This window comes from Segatella salivae DSM 15606 (assembly GCF_000185845.1).
Classification (GTDB): Bacteria; Bacteroidota; Bacteroidia; order Bacteroidales; family Bacteroidaceae; genus Prevotella; species Prevotella salivae.
The window spans coordinates 2933792-2936970 of the sequence record NZ_GL629647.1; the positions used below are offsets into that span (position 1 = coordinate 2933792).

The window sequence follows — 3179 nt, forward strand, 5'->3', positions numbered from 1 at the left end:
CCCTTTGTCCCTATAATCCTGTAATGTTCGAGGACTGATATATAGCCGTTCACACACCTCCTTACCTGTGAGGAAATGCTCACCGCCAAAGAGAGGCTTGTATGTCTCTGCTACATCCTTTATCCGTTTGCTCACACTTCTTATGGCGGACAGCACCACCTGCATCTCGTCCGAATCCATGTTCAAATCTCTTACTGTTTCCATCTTTATTTATTGTTCTTGGTTTTCTCTGATTTTGTCTGCAACAACCGCTCCACGTCCTCACGCCTATAATAGCACTTGTGTTCGATTTGTGTAAACGGCAGCACGCCCGTATCACGGTAGTGCTGCAAGGTGCGCTTGCTGATGTTAAGTAACCTGCACACATCACCATTGTGCAGCCAATCTGTGTGCTTACACTTCTCTCCAAATGCCTTGTGGCAGCAGTCGGCAAGACTTAATATCTCGTCCCTTAGTTTCTGCCAGTTCTGGTCTGTAATTATTAAATACCCCATACTTCTATTGTTTTGTTTGTTGTTACTGTTTTCTTGTGTTGCAGCGTTCTGCGCCCCAGCACGATGCAAAAGTAGGGATAGTATCCTTATGCTCAAAGCACTAAGGAACAGCAGGGAAAACAAAGGAAACACGATGAAAATTTCTTCCTCATTTCTTGTCGTTATCAACACTGAAACACCCACTTTTCTTCTTTCACTGCCAATAGAATTAAAGATACAACCTACCATTTGACATAAGTATTCTGCCTTGTTCTAAGATTTCTGAGAACATAGAGATAAGCTCTTAATTTTTGCTTACATCTTTTTGTGGATTGCTTTTTGTTTAAATAGGTAGTTATTTTTGCCTTATCCGTTCTTTGTTATTCCTTTACTTATAGCTCACTACCCAAATGTGCAGAATACCGCATTTGAATGTGGTTTGTTACAAAGCCAATCAATTATTGGTACTTGTATCATTTCCTTTTACCCTTTGATTTCTCCATTTAATCCACTAAAAACTAAGATGTTTGATGATTTCCTACAAGGAAATTTATAGCAAGTCTGTGCAACATTATGCAAGCACACCGAGAATGCTTGGCTATCAAAATTATCTTCCTTAACTTCACTTTCAGAAATCATTTTAGGACGATTATGAAGAAATGCGCAGACAATAGCAATATACGCACAGAAGATAAGCCGAAGCATAGTAGGCAAACTTCCAAAAACAAGGAGATAGAAAGCTACTTCTCCACCCATTATGACTTCAGGTTCAACACTGTACTTGGCAGAACAGAGTTTTCTCCCCAATATGCCAATGTGTATAGTAAGGTCAGCCGTTATGACATCAATACCTTTCGCAGGGAACTTGATAGCGAGAAAGGTATTATTACTTCCGCTGATAATCTCTATTCCATCATTGAAAGCAGCTTTTCTCCCCGTATCAATCCCATACAGGAGTATTTCAAGACTTTGCCAACGGTTGATGCTTCAGAAGTGCTGTACAAGATAGAGATAAACCAATGCGCCATCGCCAATCTTGCATCGTGCGTTATCGTCCGCAACTCTGAAAAGTGGCTGCCATACCTTATCAAATGGCTTGTTGCAGTAGTTGCCAACGCTATAGACGACCGTGAGTGCCGTAACCATACTTGTCTTGTACTGACAGGAGAACAAGGAAAGTTCAAGACTACCTTTCTTGATTTGCTTTGTCCGCCCGCGCTTAAAGGTTACAGCTACACAGGCAAGATATATCCGCAGGAGAAGGACACACTCACCTATATCGGTCAGAACCTTATCGTGAACATCGACGATCAGCTCAAAGCCCTTAACAAACGTGACGAGAACGAGCTGAAGAACCTCATCACCTGCCCGATGGTCAAATACCGTATGCCCTACGACAAGTATGTGGAGGAACACCCACACTTGGCGAGTTTTGTAGCATCGGTAAACGGCAATGATTTTTTGACAGACCCGACAGGAAGCAGACGATTTCTGCCCTTTGAGGTGCTTGCCATTGATATTGAACGAGCAAAGGAAATTTCTATGGATGCCGTCTATACCGAAGCGAAAGCCTTGCTAAACGCAGGCTTTCGATATTGGTTTAACGATGAAGAAATCACGGAACTCTACAAGGAGAGTGAGGACTTCCAAGTACAGACCGCAGAAATGGAATTACTATTACGCTGTTTTGAAAAGCCAACAGAGGACAATCCTCATTGTACTTACATGACCACTACCGAAATACTCGCTTATTTAGGTGTTTATACGCATCAACCTTTGACACTCAAACGTATGGGCGAAGCACTCAAAAGGGCTGGCTTTGAAAAGGTAAGCAAGAGGCGTGAAGGCAGTAGTCCTGTCTATGTGTATAAGATTAGGAAAATTCTGCCATGTCCCCTGCTTAACAGTTGTAGTAGCCTGATGTAGTAGTATGAGTAGTATTGTTATATACTACAATTAGATACTGATAATCAACCACTTATTACAAAATAGTATGTAGTAAGAAAAAGTTTGCTGTGGAAAAACTTTAGGAAACGAAAAAGCATCAATGAAGTTTGCCCTATCAGTATAATCAAAATATAATCCGATATAAAAATCAGAATGGAAAAATGTTTAACCAATAAAACAATACGACAATGAAAGAAGAAGATTTATCACGCATCAAGAGATACCCCATAGTGGAGTATCTTGAGAGGAAAGGTATCAAACCAGTGCGCAGCACACCTGCCTATGCTCTCTACCGTTCACCATTTCGTGAAGACACGCATCCGAGCTTCAAGGTGGACACAGAGAAGAACCTCTGGATAGACTATGCCGAAAGCAAGGGCGGAAGTATTATTGACCTTTGTATGAGGTTGGAAGGCTGCACGCTACTGGAAGCCATCCGACACTTAGGACGGAACACTCCCGATTATACTGCGTGTAGTCCTCAAAGAGAGTGTGTACAAGAAACTTCCAAGCTGGAAAGTATCAGACAAGCAGCATCTGCAAAAGGAGCAAGGAGATTGACAGGTATATCAGACACCTTGCCGTCCCATTTGCAGAAATACCTCATGGAGGAACGCTGCATCAACATGGAAAAGGCGATGCCCTTTCTGCGTTGTATCAGCTATGAGGTAAGAGGGCTGCACTATCAAGCCATCGGCTTTGCCAATCAATCGGGAGGCTATGAGCTTCGGGACAATGGTTCCTTCAAGGGAACGATTG

The 3179-nt window shown here is 42.3% G+C and carries 4 protein-coding genes; 2 read left to right on the forward strand and 2 right to left on the reverse strand.

What is annotated here, in order from left to right; genetic code table 11:
- On the reverse strand, nucleotides 1-204 hold a 204-nt coding region (locus HMPREF9420_RS11470), incomplete at its 3' end, for a hypothetical protein (RefSeq protein WP_007135875.1).
- Nucleotides 205-206: 2 nt separating this feature from the next.
- Complete coding sequence (locus tag HMPREF9420_RS11475) at nucleotides 207-494, reverse strand: helix-turn-helix domain-containing protein (RefSeq protein ID WP_025839656.1); 288 nt, start codon at nucleotides 492-494, stop codon at nucleotides 207-209.
- 630 nt (nucleotides 495-1124) lie between these two features.
- Here HMPREF9420_RS11475 and HMPREF9420_RS11480 point away from each other — a divergent pair.
- Nucleotides 1125-2399, forward strand: coding sequence for a virulence-associated E family protein (locus tag HMPREF9420_RS11480; protein ID WP_025839657.1), 1275 nt, complete (start codon nucleotides 1125-1127; stop codon nucleotides 2397-2399).
- A gap of 209 nt (nucleotides 2400-2608) precedes the next feature.
- On the forward strand, nucleotides 2609-3179 hold a 571-nt coding region (locus HMPREF9420_RS11485), incomplete at its 3' end, for a CHC2 zinc finger domain-containing protein (RefSeq protein ID WP_007135878.1).

Bases quoted from the DNA above. Each gene is read 5' to 3' on its own strand.
- HMPREF9420_RS11475 (WP_025839656.1), bottom strand. From the start codon at position 494: ATGGGGTATTTAATAATTACAGACCAGAACTGGCAGAAACTAAGGGAC.
- HMPREF9420_RS11480 (WP_025839657.1), top strand. From the start codon at position 1,125: ATGAAGAAATGCGCAGACAATAGCAATATACGCACAGAAGATAAGCCG.